Here is a 15796-nt window from a genome sequence, read left to right as displayed (position 1 = left end):
TATGACAATACCACAAGCAATAATTTGGAATGATTTAGATAAAGACATGCAAGCTGGCGTTTTAGCGCGCCCAGCCTTGGCTGATTCTGCTCTATTGCGTGACACTGTAAGTAAAATATTGCTTAAAGTGAAAACCGACGGTGACAAAGCCGTTCTAGATTACACAAAAGAATTTGATGGTGCTCAGCTTAGTGACTTACGATTAAGCACAGACCAAATTAGCGCTGCCGAACAAGCCATTTCGCCAGAAGTGAAAAGCGCTATAGACTTAGCTTATGCAAACATTAAACGTTTTCACGAAGCTCAGTACCCTAAAGATATTGAAGTAACAACACAGCCCGGCGTAGTGTGTCAACAAAAGCACAGCGCGCTAGAAGTGGTAGGTTTATATATCCCAGGTGGCAGCGCACCATTACCTTCTACTGTATTAATGTTAGGGGTAAGTGCGCAAGTAGCGGGCTGCGCTTTACCTATACTGTGCACTCCTCCTTCGCCTCAAGGCCGTATAGCCAATGAAATTCTATACGCGGCTAGTATTTGTGGAATTGAACACGTTTATTTGTGTGGTGGCGCTCAAGCCATAGCAGCAATGGCTTATGGCACCAATAGCATTCCGAAAGTGGATAAAATTTTTGGCCCAGGTAATAGTTTTGTTACCGAAGCTAAGCAGCAGGTTAGCCAAAACGTTGATGGCGCAGCGATTGATATGCCAGCGGGCCCGTCTGAAGTATTAGTCATTGCTGACGGACGCGCTAATCCTGCGTTTGTAGCCGCTGATTTGTTATCTCAAGCCGAGCACGGCCCTGATTCGCAAGCAGTAGTTGTGGCTAATAGCGCAGAGTTAGTTAAGCAAATTCAACAGCAAGTATTGCTGCAAATGGCAAAACTAAGCCGTGCTAACATTGCTGAAAAATCGATTGCGAATAGCCGCTTTATTGTGACCGATTCACTTGAGCAGTCAATTGACGTAGCCAATAAATATGCCGCCGAGCATTTAATTATTCAAACCGAAAATGCTGAACAAGTATGTGAAAAAGTAAAACATGCGGGTTCAATATTTGTAGGCGCCTACTCGCCTGAGTCAGCTGGTGATTACGCCAGTGGCACAAACCACGTACTGCCCACTTACGGTTATGCGCGCAACTATTCAAGCTTAGGCTTACTTGATTTCATGCGCCGATATACCGTGCAAACATTGTCGCAAGAAGGCTTAGGGAATATTGGCAAAGCGATTATAGATTTGGCGAATGCCGAAGGTTTAGATGCTCACGCTAATGCCGTGGCACTGCGTTTATCAGCGGGGAATAACAATGCTTAATTGGTTAACTCAACTTACCAGTGAACATGTTCGCGATCTCACACCTTATGAATCTGCGCGCAGGTTATTTGCAGCAAGCCAAGGACAGCAGCGAGTATGGTTAAATGCAAACGAATCACCAGAAGCCCCTCAATTTGAAATTTCGAGTGAATTGCTAAATCGTTACCCTGACTGCCAACCTGATCGAGTATTGCAAGCGTATGCTACTTATAGCGGCTTGGGCAAACAAAACGTTGTAATTACGCGCGGCGCAGATGAAGGCATTGAACTGCTTATAAGGGCATTTTGTACACCCGGTACTGACAAGGTATTAATTTGCCCACCCACCTACGGTATGTACGCAATTAGCGCCAATACCTTTAATGTAGGGTGCATTAAAGCGCCTCTAAACGAAGATTTTAGCGTAGATGTGGCCAGCGTAAACGCGGCAGCAGGTAAGGTTAAGCTAGTATTTTTATGCTCGCCCAATAACCCTACGGGTACCTTAGCCGATGCAAACGACATTATTAGTATTCTGGAAGCGCACAAAGATCAAGCTATAGTTGTATTAGATGAAGCCTATATTGAATTTAGTGCTGCAAATACTCAAACATCCTTATTAGAACAATATCCGAACCTAGTGATATTACGTACCTTATCCAAAGGCTTTGCTTTAGCCGGTATCCGTTGTGGTTTCGTGCTTGCCAGCCCAGAAATTAAAGAAATACTATTGAAGGTGATTGCGCCCTACCCGGTGCCAGACCCAGTTGCACAAATAGCCGCTCAAGCGCTTACCCATGCTGGCGTAACGGCTATGAAACAACGTGTTGATGAACTTAGCTCTTCTTTAGCTTCATTAAGCAAGCGTTTACTTGAACTTGATGGCCTTGAGCTAGTGGGGGCACAATGCGGTAATTTCGTATTGTTTAGGCACGCTAAAAACATTGAACTAATGCAGTATTTAGTAGATAACAACATGCTAATTCGCAATCAATCTAAGCAACTTATGTTAGATAATTGCTTACGAATAAGTATTGGTACGCCCGCACAGAACGCACAACTTTTTGAATTAATAGAGGCATTTTTTGCACAGGAAAACGCCCCACTAACTAGCACAAACGAGGCAGTATAATGAGTCAGCAAGCCATACTATTTATAGATAGAGATGGAACCTTAGTAGAAGAACCGCCTATCGATAAGCAGCTTGATAGCCTAGAAAAGCTCGTTTTTGAACCTAAAGTAATTCCTAATTTATTAGCACTACAAAAAGCCGGTTTTCGCTTAGTGATGGTGTCAAACCAAGATGGTTTAGGCACTGATAGCTTTCCCCAAGCAGACTTTGACGCACCACATAATGTGATGATGCAAATTTTTGAAAGCCAAGGCGTGAAGTTTGATGATGTACTCATTTGCCCACATTTTGATGAAGATAATTGCAGTTGCCGCAAGCCCAAATTAGGTTTGGTAAAAGAATATTTGCAGCAAGGAAAAGTAGACTTTACTCGTTCGTTTGTGATTGGAGATCGTGACACCGATATTCAACTAGCTGAGAATATGGGGATTGTTGGCATTAAGTACAATCCACAAAGTAATGACTGGGACAGTATTGTTAAACAACTGACGGTGAAAGCGCGTACAGCCAAAGTTGAACGCAACACCTCAGAAACAAAAATATTAGTAGAAGTAAATTTAGACAGCCAAGAAAAATCAGATATTGCCACCGGCATGGGATTTTTTGACCACATGCTCGATCAAATTGCGACCCACGGCGGTTTCTACTTAAACCTTGAGGTTGATGGTGATTTACATATTGATGATCACCACAGTGTTGAAGACACGGCATTAGCCTTAGGTGAAGCCCTTAAAAAAGCCCTTGGCGATAAACGCGGTATTGGCCGCTTTGGCTTTGCCCTTCCTATGGATGAATGCCGCGCTGAATGTTTAATGGATATATCAAATAGACCTCACCTTCAATTTGATGCCACTTTCAGTCGTGATGCGGTAGGCGAAATGGCCACTGAAATGGTACCGCATTTCTTTTATTCAATTGCACAATCAATGGGGCTATCACTGCATTTATCAACCAGTGAAGGGAATGCTCACCACCAAGTTGAAAGCTTGTTTAAAGTGTTCGGTAGAGCTTTGCGTCAAGCTATTAGTAAGCAAGGCGATGTATTACCCAGCTCAAAAGGAGCCCTGTAAATGAGCGGAGCCAACTTAACCATTGTTGACACTGGTTGCGCCAATATATCTTCGGTCAAATTTGCGGTAGAGCGTTTAGGCATAATTGCCAATGTTTCAGATGACTTACAAGAAATAAGTAAAGCGCAGCGCGTAATTTTGCCAGGTGTAGGCAGTGCCCCGGCTGCTATGCGCAGCATTAAAAACAAACAATTGACCGAATGTTTGCGAACCTTAAAACAACCAGTGTTAGGTGTATGCCTTGGTATGCAACTTATGGTTGAGTACTCGCAAGAAAACAATTTAGGCGAACAAGTAAACACAGAATGCTTGGGCTTAATACCCGGCTCGGTGAACAAAATGCAAGTGGGTGAACTTAGATTGCCACACATGGGTTGGAACCAAGTGACTAGCACGCGTGAAAACCCGTTATTTGCTAATATAGATGACGGCGCGTATTTCTACTTTGTGCATGGTTACGCGGTTAACGTGTACGAGCATACTTTAGCAAGCTGCAATTATCATAAAGATTTTTCAGCCGCCATTAACAAAGATAATTTCTTTGGTGTGCAGTTTCACCCTGAGCGTTCATCTGATGCAGGTGCACAGCTTCTAAAAAACTTTGCCCAATTATAACGAATTAAGTTAGAGAATTACTCATGATTATACCTGCCATAGATTTAATAGAAGGCAAAGTTGTGCGCTTATACCAAGGCGACTATGCACAAACAACTGAATACAAACTTGATCCAATTGACGTTGTAAAAGACTACGCCGCGCAAGGCGCATCTATTTTACACATAGTAGATTTAACCGGCGCTAAAGACCCTAGCAAACGTCAAATCCCTCTCATCAAAGCTATGGCTGCAACAGGCTTAATGATGTTCCAATCAGGCGGTGGCGTAAGAACAAAACAAGACGTTCAAGACTTACTTGATGCGGGTGTTCAGCGCGTGGTAATAGGCTCCTTAGCGGTAAGCGAACAAGAAACCGTAGCGCAGTGGTTTACTGAATTTGGTGCCGAACATATAGTGTTAGCCTTAGATGTAAACATTGATGAAAATGGCAACAAATTTGTAGCTACCCACGGTTGGCAGAAAGATTCAGGGGTAAGTATTGATGCACTTATTGCCCATTATGCAAAAGTAGGTTTAAAGCACGTGTTATGCACTGACATTAGCCGTGACGGAACTCTTAGTGGCGCAAATAATAATTTATATAAAGAATTGGTTGCGCAATATCCTAACATTCAATGGCAGGCATCAGGTGGTATTGGGAGCTTAAACGATATTGACGCCCTAAAGCCGACTCAAGTTCAAGGCGTGATTTTAGGTCGTGCATTACTTGAGGGTAAATTTACTTTAGCGGAGGCAATATCATGCTGGCAAGACGCATAATACCTTGTTTAGACGTGCGTGACGGCAAGGTCGTTAAGGGCGTGAAATTTAGAAACCATGAAATAATTGGTGATATTGTTCCCCTTGCTCAAAAATATGCCGAAATTGGGGCCGATGAACTCGTATTTTACGATATCACTGCATCAAGTGACCAACGCGTGGTAGATAAAAGCTGGGTAAGTAAAATTGCCCAAGTGATTGATATCCCGTTTTGCGTTGCAGGCGGCATTAAATCGGTAGAAGACGCTGGGCGCATATTATCAATGGGCGCTGATAAAATATCGGTCAACAGCCCTGCTTTGTCTAACCCTCAATTAATTACCGATTTATACAACACGTTTGGGCAACAGTGTGTGGTTATTGGCATTGATAGCTTTTTCAATGAAGAAACCCAAGCCTATGAGGTGTATCAGTTTACGGGTGACGAAAGCCGTACCCAGAAAACCAGTTGGCAAACACTTGATTGGGTAAAAGAAGTACAAGCTCGCGGTGCAGGAGAAATAGTCCTAAATTGCATGAACCAAGATGGCGTGCGCAAAGGCTATGATATTGAACAGTTAGAAAAGGTACGTGAAGTGTGTAAAGTCCCCCTTATTGCATCGGGCGGTGCGGGTGAAATACAGCATTTTGTAGACGTATTTAAACAAGCCGACGTTGACGGCGCGCTCGCAGCCTCTGTTTTTCATAAAAACATAATTGCGATGGATGAACTAAAAGCTCAACTCAACGCTCAGAACGTGGCTATTCGCCAATAATTATTTTTCAGGCCCAAGCTAACACGCTTGCGCAAAAGGATTCATATGAAAGTTACGGCAAATAACATCAGCTCTCTCGCATGGGAAAAGATGGATAATTTACTGCCTTGTATTGTACAAGATGCACATTCAGGCCAAGTTTTGATGCAGGGCTACATGAACCAAGAAGCTATTTCAGTTAGTGTTGAAAAAGGCTTGGTGACCTTCTACAGCCGAAGTAAATCACGCCTTTGGACAAAAGGTGAAACCTCAAACAATACGCTTGAGTTAATTGATATTAGTGCTGACTGCGACCTAGACAGCTTATTAGTGCTAGCAAAAGCCAATGGCCCAACTTGCCACAAAGGGGTGACTTCGTGCTGGAATGAGGCCCAAACTAGCGATTTGACCTTTATTAGTGAGTTAGAGTCGGTTATTGCATCACGCAAAAACGCGCCAGCGGATTCTAGCTATACAGCCTCTTTATATGCCAGTGGCATTAAGCGTATTGCGCAAAAAGTAGGTGAAGAAGGGGTTGAAACAGCTTTAGCCGCTACAGTTCAAGATTTAGATGAACTTAAAAATGAGTCGGCAGATTTGCTATATCATTTGATTGTTTTATTGCAAGCGAGTGATTTAAATTTAAAAGATGTAGTAGATGTGCTAAAAAGTAGGCATAAAAAATAGTTAGAAATCAGTAACTAAGCAATTATTTTTAATTTATTTGAAAATAATTGCTTGAAAAAACCTTGTTGCATTCCTATATATGTTTTGTGGCAGCCGAAAGGTGTCACACAAGAACGCCGCCGAATAGTCGGGGCATTTTAAAACATTTTTAACATATTGCTTAATAAGAAGGATATGCACATGCGTACTATAGATTTATCTCCACTTTACCGTTCTTTCATTGGTTCTGATCACTTAGCATCTATGATTGATGCTGCGAGCAGACAAGAAAAACAAACCTCATACCCACCATACAACATTGAGTTGCTCGGTGAAGACAAATACAGAATAACCATGGCTGTAGCAGGTTTCTCTCAAGACGACGTTATCATTGAAGTTCAAGAGAATACTTTAAAAGTTGTGGGAAATAAAGCGCCCGAGGATACTGAAAAAGCAAGTACAGAAGATCGTAAGTTCTTGCACAAAGGTATTTCTGAAAGAAACTTTGAACGTAAGTTTCAACTGGGTGACAACGTAAAGGTTTTGGCTGCTGATCTTAAAAATGGTTTACTACACATCGACTTAGAACGTGTGGTCCCAGAAGCACAAAAACCTCGCCGAATTGAAATTGGCGGAAACTTTATCGAAAACAAGTAGTCTACTGAAACAGTGGAGTTTCTCTAGGCTCCTCTGAATGAAAAACAGTGTGTGTTTTGAGGCGCTTATCGAGAAGATAAGCGCCTTTTTTCTGCAAACGGTTTGAACACCAAGTACTCTCTTCCCGTCTTAGATTTCTATTTATCATACAAATAAAACTTGCAGTTAGTGCCTAGGAATTGCATAGTTATTATATTGTTAAATCTAATGTAAAACGATACACACATAAAACATGTCATTACAGTCCCTACAACACATTTCACTAACTAACACAAACAACATGCAAGTTACATTATGTAACTATGGCGCACGTGTTTTATCAATTAAAGTACCCAATAAAAATGGGAAACTAGTAGAAACCACGTTAAATCATACAAATGACGAAGACATTGTTTCTGATCAAGCATACATGGGGGCTACATGCGGGCGCATTGCTAATAGAATAAGCGGTGCTAAGTTTATGTGTGATGGCGCTTGGGTAAAGCTAGAGGCAAACGAGAACAACAATTTACTGCATGGTGGGATTGATAGTTTTAGCCACCGCTACTGGGATATTCAACAAAACACCGGTAATTCAGTAACATTCGTGCTCGAATCCCCCCATGGAGATCAAGGTTTCCCCGGTAAAATGACGGTAAGTGTAAACTACACTTTAAACGATGATAACGCGCTACTCATTGAATATGATGCACAGTGTGATGCCTTATGCCCAATTAACTTGTGTAATCATACTTATTTTACTATGGGCGAAAGTGATATAAAGTCACTTGAACTACAAGTAAATGCTACTAAGTACATTCCTGTAAACGAAGAAAGTATACCTTTAGGTACTATTTCTCCGGTATCTCCCGCGCTAGACTTCAGAAAGCCGCAAACAATAAGAGACAAGCTAAAATTAAGAGATTTTGACGATTGCTATGTGGTTGATTCAGAGCAATGCGTTGTCTTAACATCCCATGTAAACCAGCTAGCATTACACATAGAAAGTAATCAGTTAGGAATGCAGGTGTATACCGGTAACGCACTGAGCAAAAAATACGCGGCAATTGCCCTTGAAGCACAGGGCTTAATAGATGCCGTCAACCACGGTGCATTAAGCACTGATTGGGTGAGTCCTGATGCGCCCTATAGCAAATTTGTTAAGTATCAATTTTTATCATTATAAAACGCTAACTATGTAAGTTGCTTGTGTTTAACAAGTATATATTTTACAGTTAAGACATTGAAGCAGTTCACAATTTAGTAGCTAAATAAGGCCTTATGTTCAGCTGATTTTTAAATGAAGATTTGCTACAACAATGGCCACAAATGTAAAAAGGCAATAGTTGTGAAAATTGCTATATTAATAAGAATAGAGGGAGTTGATTTTTGAATCATACTGTTAAATTAGCAATTGTATTAGTCATTATTTGGCTATTACTTTCTGGAATGTACGAACCTCTAATGCTTTCATTTGGATTCGTTTCTGTTCTTTTTGCACTCTACTTAACTCAAAGAATGGTGAATATTGACCAAGAGCGTTATCGTTTTTTTGTAACCGGCAGCTTCATAAGCTTTTTATTTAAGTTGGCGGGTAAAGTAGTTAGCTCAAATATTGATGTTAGTTTACGAATATTAGGTTTTCGCCCAGTAGAGTCAACCTTCATAACCATCCCCATGCCATACAAAGATGATGTAGCAAAAGTATTGTATGCAAACGCCATTACCCTAACCCCAGGTTCATCTAGCATTGCCTTGTCGGATGATACTTTACTTGTACACACCATTAGTTCGTCGGGCGCAGAAGACTTAGCAAACAATGACATGCTAAATATAATGCCTAAGCAATACGAAATAACTGAAATAGAGAATTCCCAATAATGACTTTATATTTTTTAGTTTCAGCCCTTGCTATTTTATTAGCAATGGCGTTGGGAGTGTGTCGAGCACTCTTAGGGCCTACGGTATTTGACCGAATTCTTGCCGTAAATATGTTTGGTACCAAGGCGGTGCTTTTAGTTGCCGTGTTTGCTTTCTTTTCAGGGCGTCATGACCTACTCGACATTGCCCTACTTTATTCACTTTTAAACTTTGTAGGCGTTATTGCAGCATTGAGGCTCGTTGAACGCGGCAAGTTCTTTGCCAATAGTAGCAATGAGGAAACCAAATGATTCTTGATATTACTAGTTTTGTACTCATTGGCTTAGGATGTTTACTTGGTATTATTGGCGGTATTGGCCTTATACGATTACCTGACACTTACGCTCGCCTGCATGCCGTGGGTGTGACCGACACCTTGTGCAGCTTTTTAATATTGTTTGGCTTAGGCTTGCAAGCCACAAGTTATATAGTAGTCGCTAAATTAGTACTCATATTTCTATTTCTTGCATTTACTAGCCCCGTGTCGTCATACGCATTGGCTAACAACGCTTGGCGTTGGGGTTTACGCCATGACCAAAAGGTTCACGTGCAAAGCATGGAGTCACAATCTGACAGCGAAAAAGCTAAGCGAGAACAAGCATGAGCTTAATAGTTAATATAGTTTTATTGGTTTTTTTACTCGTAATGGCTTTAGCTGTTTTAAAAACCAAGCATCTTTTCGCCATGGCTATGCTTTTTGGCTTATATAGTTTGCTGGTGGCGGGCTTGTTCGTAGTGCTAGATGCACCCGATGTAGCATTTACTGAAGCTGCAGTGGGAACGGGCATATCTACGGTATTAATGCTAGTAACCTTGGCTTCAATTAAAGATGGGCATGAGGCGGTTACCACCAAGAAAACACGGGGCGCCCCGCTTCTTATTTGTTTGTTTATGGGCGCGCTGCTTATTTATGGTACCCATGATATTGCCCAATTAGGCGATCCACTTAGCCCACCTAACCAAGAAGTCGCTAAATACTATATTGAGCAAGGTCAAGCTGATACCGGCGTACCTAATTTGGTTACCGCCGTGCTGGCTAGCTATAGAGGTTTTGATACCTTGGGCGAAGTAACAGTAGTACTGACTGCAGGTATTGGCGTGCTGTTACTGTTAGGGCAACGCAGAAAGATTCATGTTAAATCTCGCGGAGGCAAACCCAGTGAATGATCTTATCCTTCGAGTAGTTACCAAGTGGTTGTCACCAATCATCATTTTATTTGCTTTGTATGTGCAGTTTCATGGCGACTATAGCCCAGGCGGTGGTTTCCAAGCTGGTGTTATATTTTCAAGCGCCATTTTGTTATATGCACTTACCTATGGCTTAGAGGCCGCTCTTCGTTTAGTGCCAGAAATGGCTTTACGTATTTGCGCCAGTGTAGGCGTTTTGCTTTATGCCGGTGTTGGCGTAGCGTCAATGCTTATGGGCGGAACATTCCTAAACTATAGTGTATTAGCGAGTAATCCTGTGAGTGGCCAACATATTGGCATTATAGTGATTGAACTTGGTGTGGGTATAACCGTAGCCTCGGTCATGATTTTATTGTTTTTCACCTTTGCCAGAAGAGTAGCGCCAGAATGATAGATTATATTTCAGGCCATATTAATTATTGGTTAATTATAGCCATTATGATGGTGGGTCTTTACACCTTAATAAGCCGTTCAAATTTGATGAAAAAATTGGCTGGTTTGGCTATGTTTCAAACCGCAGTAATCTTGTTTTACGTTAGCTTAGGAAAGGTAAATGGCGGCACGGTTCCTATTGTAGACAGTAACTACACTGTATACTCAAACCCTCTCCCCCAGGTGCTTATGCTAACGGCAATTGTAGTTGGCGTAGCCACTACTGCATTAGGTTTCGCATTAGTTATTCGAATTAAAGAATCTTATAACAGTATTGAAGAAGATGAAATTAACGTAATGGATAATAAAGAATGACGGAACACTTAACCATACTGCTGGTTGTTATACCGCTACTCATTGCACCTATTACTGCACTATTTAAATCACATACCATTAGTTGGTTATTGACAATTGTAGTGTCTGCGTCTTGTTTTATTTTGTCATTCGTCATTTTGTATCTTGTGATTGATGGCACTCATATTGTTTATGAGCTTGGTGGATGGCGCCCGCCTTGGGGGATTGAGTATAAAATAGATTCATTCAATGCTTTTATTGCATTAATTGTAAGTGGTATTGCAACGGTTACGAGTATTTATGCATTTCAAAGCGTACCGAAAGAAATCAACAAAAATAATTACGGCTTGTTCTACGCGGCCTTCCAATTATGCCTGTTAGGCCTTATTGGTATTGCCTTAACCGGCGATATATTTAACCTTTTTGTATTTTTAGAAATCAGTTCTTTATCAAGTTATGCGCTTATTAGTATGGGTAAATCGCGCAAAGCCTTAACCGCCGCATTCTCTTACCTTATTTTAGGCACCATTGGTGCGACCTTCTTTCTTATAGGCGTTGGCTTTTTATTTGCAGCTTCAGGTAGTTTGAATATAAATGATATTGCTAGCCGCTTTAGCTCCTTTGAAGACATGCAAGTAGTGATGACTGGCTTTATCTTTATAGTATTAGGATTAGGCCTTAAAGCCGCTATATTCCCTTTGCACAGTTGGCTTCCAAATGCATATAGCCAAGCACCATCTGTGGTAAGCATCTTTTTGTCAGCTACCGCGACTAAAGTGTCTATCTATGCATTGTTTAGAGTCTTGTTTGACCTTTACCCAATTGACTATTGGACGGCCCTTTATTTACCGCAGGTATTGCTAGTACTTGGCTGTGTGGGGGTTATATATGGCTCTTACCGTGCTTGGCAACAAATTGAACTTAAGCGCTTGTTAGCTTTTTCAAGTGTTGCGCAAATTGGTTACATCATTATTGGCGTATCCCTGCTAAACGAAACGGGTGTTACCGCCTCGGTTATGCATTTATTTAATCATGCGATTATAAAAGCAACTTTATTTATGGGTGCTGGCATTATTATGTATCGAGCAAACACAACCGTTCTAAAAGAATTACGTGGGTTTGGTGGCAGCATGCCTTGGACCTTCGCTGCTATTGTCTTCGCTGGTTTAAGCCTTATTGGTGTGCCTGGCACAGTTGGATTTGTGACCAAATGGTATTTGCTTGAAGCCGCTATATCAGAAGGTAAGTATATTGTGGTAGCCGCCATAGTTATTGGCTCGGTATTTGCCATTGCTTACGTTTGGAAAATTGTTGAAGCAATGTATTTTAATTCAAAACGCAAAGTCGTGGTGTCGGGCGTTCGAAGTGGTGACATAAATGTAGCTAAAGCACCATTTAGTTTATCGCTTGCCTTATGGATTGGTGCGTTTGCTTGTTTGTACTTTGGTCTTTATACCGATATTCCATTTGAATCAGCGCAATCTGTGGCTAAAGCCTTACTTGCCACAACAACAGGACAATAGGAACGCGCATGATTGAATTAACGTATTATTTAATGGCAAGCTTATTAATTCCTGTAGTGGGTGCCGTTGTTATTTCTCAACTTAATAAGTTTGAGAATGTTCGCGAAGCGGTAACACTCATTACGGCGGTGAGTCTTTTTGCCGTAAACATATACTTGTATATAAACTTAGACCAAGCTCAGCAAGCAGGCTTCATGATAGCTGAACCTATTGAGGGTTTATCTATTTCATTTGCTGTAAATAGTTTTGGCGTAATGTTTGCGCTAATAGCGAGTAGTTTGTGGATTGCCACCTCAATTTACGCCATAGGCTATATGCGCGCGCATCATGAAGAGAATCAAACGCGGTTCTTTACGCTGTTCGCTGTTGCTATTGCCGGTGTAATGGCGGTGGCCTACTCAGAAAATCTATTTACCTTATTTATATTCTATGAGTTTTTAACTATTTCTACCTATCCTTTAGTTACGCATTCAGGAACACGCGAAGCTAAGCGAGGAGGCCGTAAGTACATATTAATACTTATGGGTTCATCTATTCTATTTTTCTTGCCAGCTATGATCAGCGTGTACTTTATTGCAGATAACTTAGAGTTTGTGCAAGGCGGTATTTTAGAAGGAAGCTTAGATCCAAGCTGGGTGCTTCCCTTGTTGCTCTTGTTTATTTTAGGCATTAGTAAAGCGGGTGTAATGCCTTTGCATAAATGGCTGCCCTCAGCCATGGTAGCCCCTACCCCCGTAAGTGCCTTGCTGCATGCTGTGGCGGTAGTAAAAGCGGGTGTTTTCTCATTGGTTAAAGTGGTTGTGTTTATTTTCGGTACCGACTTCATTACGGAATCGGGTGCGAACACGGTATTAATATGGTTCCCAATTATTACAATAGTTGGCGCGTCGTTAATAGCCTTATGTAAAGATAACATTAAAGAACGCTTAGCATATTCAACCGTAAGCCAACTAAGTTACATAGTGCTTGGTGCTTTATTAGCAACTAAAGATGCCGTTACCGGTGCCACTATGCATATAGCCATGCATGCTTTTGGTAAAATAGCCCTATTTTTTGCGGCCGGTGCAATACTTGTTACGATGCACAAAAAAGCCGTAAGTGAATTAGATGGTATGGGCAAAGCTATGCCATTTACATTTGCGGTGTTTACTATAGGCACTTTGAGCATATTAGGTATTCCATTTTTTGGTGGTATGTGGAGCAAATGGTATTTGTTGTCGGGTAGTTTAGGGTTTGAAGGCTCAAGCTTTATTTATTGGACAGTGCTTATTAGCTTAACGGCTAGTTCGCTCTTAAACACTTATTACTTGCTGAGTATTCCAATGCGCGCTTACTTTGTTAGTAACCCTGCTTACACCGAAATAAAAGAAGCGCCAGTAGCTTGCTTAATTGGGATGGCAATACCCACCTTGGTCACTATATATTTATTTTTTGACCCTTCTGTGTTTTATCAACTCGCTTTAACGCTTACAGAGTAACCGGAGGTCATTATGGAACATAACAACTCAAATCCAGATTCACATGATCACAGCAACGATTCTTTTTTCGATAAGCCTAAAAACGTGTCGATCATTTTATACGTGTTCTACGCCTTATGTGTGATATTGGTAGCCTTAGACTTTATTGTACATCGTCACATTTACGTACATTTTGAAGAGATTCCTACATTCTATGCACTATACGGCTTTGTTGCCTGTGTGGTGTTAGTGGTATTAGCAAAACTCATGCGCTTGGGTTTAATGCGTAGCGAAACCTATTACGACAAACGAGACGACGAAGCTCATATGCAAAATGATTCTGCTCAGGAGGCCGACAAATGAGTTATGCTATTCCTGCCTTCTTACCATTTTTCTTAGCCGCTATTTTTGCTTGGGTGATGCCTATCAAATGGCGCTACGCCTTAGTATTGGTTCCACTTATAAACGGCTTGTGGTTGTTTTTCAGTGGTGACCCAAGTGCCATCAATGTGCAACTGCATATATTTGAACTACAAATTGTAAAGGTTGATAAGCTCAGCTTGTTGTTTGCTTATTTGTTTCATATTGCCTGTTTTATATGTTTAATTTATGCCCTACATTTGAAAGACAAGGTGCAATTTGTGGCAGGCTTAGCCTATGCAGGAAGTGCAATAGGCGCTGTTTTTGCGGGTGACTTCTTAACTTTATTTATATTCTGGGAATTGCTAGCCTTAACGTCAGCATTTTTAGTATTTGCTAGGCGTACAAAAGCGTCACAAAGTGCCGGTGTGCGCTATTTAATGATACAAATATTGTCAGGTGTAGCCTTACTGGTTGCGGCTATTATGCACTACCATGATGTAGGTAGCTTAGATATTGATTTTGTAGGCCTCGGTAGTGTTGCCTCCTACCTGTTCTTGTTTGCTTTTGGTATTAAAGCGGCCTTCCCGTTTTTGCACACATGGTTAACCGATGCTTACCCTGAAGCCACGCCTGTGGGAACGGTTTTTCTTTCAGCCTTTACCACCAAAGTAGCTATATACATGCTAGCGCGTACTTTCCCAGGCGAAGATTTATTGGTTTATATTGGCGCAGCCATGACCTGCTTCCCAATATTTTATGCGGTAATTGAAAATGACCTGCGTAAAGTACTTGCATACAGCTTAATAAACCAACTTGGCTTTATGGTATGTGGTATTGGAATTGGTACAGCCCTTGCGCTTAACGGCTCGGTAGCACACGCTTTTAACGATGTTATCTTCAAAGGTTTATTGTTCATGACCATGGGCGCGGTGTTGACGCGCGTTGGCCATATAAATGGTTCTGATTTAGGCGGGCTTCACAAAACAATGCCTAAAACCACCTTATTTTGTATTGTTGGCGCAGCATCAATTTCGGCCTTTCCGTTGTTTAGTGGCTTTGTAAGTAAAAGTATGGTTATGGCCGCTATGATAGAAGCTGGACATGAATACCTGTGGTTAATGTTACTATTTGCATCAGCAGGTGTATTCCACCACGCCGGTATTAAAATTCCGTTCTTTGCATTCTTTGCACATGATTCGGGCTTACGTCCTAAAGAAGCTCCAACCAATATGTTAGTGGCAATGGGAATAGCATCAGTACTCTGTATTGCAATAGGTAGCTATCCTGATGCCTTGTACAGCTTACTTCCTTGGGAAAATAACTATGTAGCCTATGACATAACCCATACGCTCACACAATTACAGCTGTTGTTTTTCTCTGCCCTAGCGTTTGTTTGGTTAAACAAACAAGGCTTGTATCCACCAGAGTTACGTTCGGTCAATATTGATTTTGAAGTGGTTTATCGTAAAGGGCTACCAACACTGGGGCATCAATTTGCTAAATTAGCAAATGGCACCCTTAATTTGCTCATAAAAGGCAAACATGCCGTTACTGCGTTAATACCCGATATGAACCGAAATGAAGATGCCAATTCCGCTGCGCTTACTTTGCGTATGGTAATTGGCTTCGTATTGCTCGCCATTATTGCTCTAATAACTGAATTAATGGCACTTTAAGGCAAGCAATACCATGACGAGAACGATGCAAC

19 protein-coding genes are annotated in these 15796 nt (G+C 41.3%); all 19 read left to right on the top strand.

Annotated features, from left to right (window positions below; genetic code table 11):
* The first annotated feature begins 1 nt into the window (after nucleotide 1).
* The 19 genes from hisD to ACOI22_RS00065 all read left to right on the top strand — a co-directional run bounded on the left by hisD (nucleotide 2) and on the right by ACOI22_RS00065 (nucleotide 15764).
* Nucleotides 2-1318, top strand: a complete 1317-nt coding sequence (hisD, locus tag ACOI22_RS00155) for a histidinol dehydrogenase (RefSeq protein WP_420668996.1) — start codon at nucleotides 2-4, stop codon at nucleotides 1316-1318.
* The gene (gene hisC, locus ACOI22_RS00150) at nucleotides 1311-2429 is read left to right on the top strand and encodes a histidinol-phosphate transaminase (protein WP_420668994.1); all 1119 of its coding nucleotides are present in this window, start codon (nucleotides 1311-1313) and stop codon (nucleotides 2427-2429) included. The genes hisD and hisC overlap by 8 nt, the downstream gene beginning before the upstream one ends.
* Nucleotides 2429-3499, top strand: a complete 1071-nt coding sequence (hisB, locus tag ACOI22_RS00145) for a bifunctional histidinol-phosphatase/imidazoleglycerol-phosphate dehydratase HisB (RefSeq protein WP_420668992.1) — start codon at nucleotides 2429-2431, stop codon at nucleotides 3497-3499. Before hisC ends, hisB begins: the two co-directional genes overlap by 1 nt.
* Complete coding sequence (gene hisH, locus ACOI22_RS00140; RefSeq protein WP_420668990.1) at nucleotides 3500-4114, top strand: imidazole glycerol phosphate synthase subunit HisH; 615 nt, start codon at nucleotides 3500-3502, stop codon at nucleotides 4112-4114.
* A gap of 23 nt (nucleotides 4115-4137) precedes the next feature.
* Complete coding sequence (hisA, locus tag ACOI22_RS00135) at nucleotides 4138-4875, top strand: 1-(5-phosphoribosyl)-5-[(5-phosphoribosylamino)methylideneamino]imidazole-4-carboxamide isomerase (RefSeq protein ID WP_420668988.1); 738 nt, start codon at nucleotides 4138-4140, stop codon at nucleotides 4873-4875.
* Nucleotides 4857-5630 carry an imidazole glycerol phosphate synthase subunit HisF gene (gene hisF, locus ACOI22_RS00130; RefSeq protein WP_420668986.1) on the top strand — a complete coding sequence of 258 codons (774 nt, stop codon included), beginning with the start codon at nucleotides 4857-4859 and terminating at the stop codon, nucleotides 5628-5630. Before hisA ends, hisF begins: the two co-directional genes overlap by 19 nt.
* A 45-nt stretch (nucleotides 5631-5675) precedes the next feature.
* Complete coding sequence (gene hisIE, locus ACOI22_RS00125) at nucleotides 5676-6296, top strand: bifunctional phosphoribosyl-AMP cyclohydrolase/phosphoribosyl-ATP diphosphatase HisIE (RefSeq protein ID WP_420668984.1); 621 nt, start codon at nucleotides 5676-5678, stop codon at nucleotides 6294-6296.
* Between the two features lie 180 nt (nucleotides 6297-6476).
* Entirely contained in the window at nucleotides 6477-6932 is a 456-nt protein-coding gene (locus ACOI22_RS00120; RefSeq protein WP_420668982.1) for an Hsp20 family protein, read from the top strand.
* Between the two features lie 232 nt (nucleotides 6933-7164).
* On the top strand, nucleotides 7165-8097 hold the full coding sequence (locus ACOI22_RS00115; protein WP_420668980.1) for an aldose epimerase family protein: 933 nt from the start codon (nucleotides 7165-7167) through the stop codon (nucleotides 8095-8097).
* 203 nt (nucleotides 8098-8300) lie between these two features.
* Entirely contained in the window at nucleotides 8301-8792 is a 492-nt protein-coding gene (locus ACOI22_RS00110; RefSeq protein WP_420668978.1) for a Na+/H+ antiporter subunit E, read from the top strand.
* Nucleotides 8792-9082: a monovalent cation/H+ antiporter complex subunit F gene (locus ACOI22_RS00105; RefSeq protein ID WP_420668976.1), complete on the top strand. Its 291-nt coding sequence runs from the start codon at nucleotides 8792-8794 to the stop codon at nucleotides 9080-9082. Before ACOI22_RS00110 ends, ACOI22_RS00105 begins: the two co-directional genes overlap by 1 nt.
* Nucleotides 9079-9435 carry a monovalent cation/H(+) antiporter subunit G gene (gene mnhG / locus ACOI22_RS00100; RefSeq protein ID WP_420668974.1) on the top strand — a complete coding sequence of 119 codons (357 nt, stop codon included), beginning with the start codon at nucleotides 9079-9081 and terminating at the stop codon, nucleotides 9433-9435. Before ACOI22_RS00105 ends, mnhG begins: the two co-directional genes overlap by 4 nt.
* Nucleotides 9432-9998: a DUF4040 domain-containing protein gene (locus tag ACOI22_RS00095; protein ID WP_420668972.1), complete on the top strand. Its 567-nt coding sequence runs from the start codon at nucleotides 9432-9434 to the stop codon at nucleotides 9996-9998. The genes mnhG and ACOI22_RS00095 overlap by 4 nt, the downstream gene beginning before the upstream one ends.
* On the top strand, nucleotides 9991-10410 hold the full coding sequence (locus tag ACOI22_RS00090; protein ID WP_420668970.1) for a Na(+)/H(+) antiporter subunit B: 420 nt from the start codon (nucleotides 9991-9993) through the stop codon (nucleotides 10408-10410). Before ACOI22_RS00095 ends, ACOI22_RS00090 begins: the two co-directional genes overlap by 8 nt.
* Complete coding sequence (locus tag ACOI22_RS00085; RefSeq protein ID WP_420668968.1) at nucleotides 10407-10766, top strand: cation:proton antiporter subunit C; 360 nt, start codon at nucleotides 10407-10409, stop codon at nucleotides 10764-10766. The genes ACOI22_RS00090 and ACOI22_RS00085 overlap by 4 nt, the downstream gene beginning before the upstream one ends.
* Entirely contained in the window at nucleotides 10763-12268 is a 1506-nt protein-coding gene (locus ACOI22_RS00080; protein ID WP_420668966.1) for a monovalent cation/H+ antiporter subunit D family protein, read from the top strand. The genes ACOI22_RS00085 and ACOI22_RS00080 overlap by 4 nt, the downstream gene beginning before the upstream one ends.
* Nucleotides 12269-12276: 8 nt before the next feature.
* Nucleotides 12277-13746: a proton-conducting transporter membrane subunit gene (locus ACOI22_RS00075; RefSeq protein ID WP_420668964.1), complete on the top strand. Its 1470-nt coding sequence runs from the start codon at nucleotides 12277-12279 to the stop codon at nucleotides 13744-13746.
* Between the two features lie 12 nt (nucleotides 13747-13758).
* On the top strand, nucleotides 13759-14088 hold the full coding sequence (locus ACOI22_RS00070; RefSeq protein WP_420668962.1) for a hypothetical protein: 330 nt from the start codon (nucleotides 13759-13761) through the stop codon (nucleotides 14086-14088).
* Nucleotides 14085-15764 carry a Na(+)/H(+) antiporter subunit D gene (locus ACOI22_RS00065; protein WP_420668960.1) on the top strand — a complete coding sequence of 560 codons (1680 nt, stop codon included), beginning with the start codon at nucleotides 14085-14087 and terminating at the stop codon, nucleotides 15762-15764. The genes ACOI22_RS00070 and ACOI22_RS00065 overlap by 4 nt, the downstream gene beginning before the upstream one ends.
* The last annotated feature ends 32 nt before the right edge of the window (nucleotides 15765-15796 follow it).

The sequence above is a fragment of the Glaciecola sp. 2405UD65-10 genome (assembly GCF_048820975.1).
Lineage (GTDB): Bacteria > Pseudomonadota > Gammaproteobacteria > Enterobacterales > Alteromonadaceae > Glaciecola.
This window is presented reverse-complemented; position numbering and strand designations above follow the sequence as displayed.

Bases quoted from the DNA above. Each gene is read 5' to 3' on its own strand.
- hisA (WP_420668988.1), top strand. From the start codon at position 4,138: ATGATTATACCTGCCATAGATTTAATAGAAGGCAAAGTTGTGCGCTTA.
- ACOI22_RS00080 (WP_420668966.1), top strand. From the start codon at position 10,763: ATGACGGAACACTTAACCATACTGCTGGTTGTTATACCGCTACTCATT.
- hisH (WP_420668990.1), top strand. From the start codon at position 3,500: ATGAGCGGAGCCAACTTAACCATTGTTGACACTGGTTGCGCCAATATA.
- ACOI22_RS00120 (WP_420668982.1), top strand. From the start codon at position 6,477: ATGCGTACTATAGATTTATCTCCACTTTACCGTTCTTTCATTGGTTCT.
- mnhG (WP_420668974.1), top strand. From the start codon at position 9,079: ATGATTCTTGATATTACTAGTTTTGTACTCATTGGCTTAGGATGTTTA.
- hisD (WP_420668996.1), top strand. From the start codon at position 2: ATGACAATACCACAAGCAATAATTTGGAATGATTTAGATAAAGACATG.
- hisIE (WP_420668984.1), top strand. From the start codon at position 5,676: ATGAAAGTTACGGCAAATAACATCAGCTCTCTCGCATGGGAAAAGATG.
- ACOI22_RS00115 (WP_420668980.1), top strand. From the start codon at position 7,165: ATGTCATTACAGTCCCTACAACACATTTCACTAACTAACACAAACAAC.
- ACOI22_RS00065 (WP_420668960.1), top strand. From the start codon at position 14,085: ATGAGTTATGCTATTCCTGCCTTCTTACCATTTTTCTTAGCCGCTATT.
- ACOI22_RS00070 (WP_420668962.1), top strand. From the start codon at position 13,759: ATGGAACATAACAACTCAAATCCAGATTCACATGATCACAGCAACGAT.
- ACOI22_RS00105 (WP_420668976.1), top strand. From the start codon at position 8,792: ATGACTTTATATTTTTTAGTTTCAGCCCTTGCTATTTTATTAGCAATG.
- ACOI22_RS00095 (WP_420668972.1), top strand. From the start codon at position 9,432: ATGAGCTTAATAGTTAATATAGTTTTATTGGTTTTTTTACTCGTAATG.
- hisC (WP_420668994.1), top strand. From the start codon at position 1,311: ATGCTTAATTGGTTAACTCAACTTACCAGTGAACATGTTCGCGATCTC.
- ACOI22_RS00085 (WP_420668968.1), top strand. From the start codon at position 10,407: ATGATAGATTATATTTCAGGCCATATTAATTATTGGTTAATTATAGCC.
- ACOI22_RS00075 (WP_420668964.1), top strand. From the start codon at position 12,277: ATGATTGAATTAACGTATTATTTAATGGCAAGCTTATTAATTCCTGTA.
- hisB (WP_420668992.1), top strand. From the start codon at position 2,429: ATGAGTCAGCAAGCCATACTATTTATAGATAGAGATGGAACCTTAGTA.
- hisF (WP_420668986.1), top strand. From the start codon at position 4,857: ATGCTGGCAAGACGCATAATACCTTGTTTAGACGTGCGTGACGGCAAG.